This is a genomic window from Bacillus cereus group sp. BfR-BA-01524, from assembly GCF_022662595.1.
Lineage (GTDB): Bacteria > Bacillota > Bacilli > Bacillales > Bacillaceae_G > Bacillus_A > Bacillus_A thuringiensis_S.
The window spans coordinates 1-340 of record NZ_JAKUDW010000327.1 but is presented as its reverse complement, the minus strand read 5'-3'; the positions used below and the strand labels follow the sequence as shown (position 1 = coordinate 340).

Genomic DNA, 340 nt, shown 5'->3' with positions numbered 1-340 from the left:
TTTCTATCTCTAATTCTGTTAATTGAACTGCTTTTTTATAAGGTAATAATTGTACTAAAGATATATTACTATTTAAGCTATGAATCTTTTGCAGACTTTCTTCACTAAACGATTGAATAATAACTTTATCCTGTATTTCATAGTGATTAATAATTTCTAATAATTTTTCTTCCATTCCTGGATATTCATTAGGTGATTTTGTTTCAATATAATAGTTTGCGTTATGCCCAAACGTTTCAATAATTTCTTTTAATGTTGGGACTTTAGCATTTTCAAATTCTTTCTTTGCTAAGTTCGGATATTTTTCGTTGAAAAAAGAACCTGCATTTAGTTGCTTTAT

1 protein-coding gene is annotated in these 340 nt (G+C 26.2%); it reads right to left on the bottom strand.

Annotated features, from left to right (window positions below):
- The coding region (locus MR170_RS31295; RefSeq protein ID WP_276575699.1) for a glycerophosphodiester phosphodiesterase family protein at positions 1-340 on the bottom strand (340 nt) is incomplete at both ends.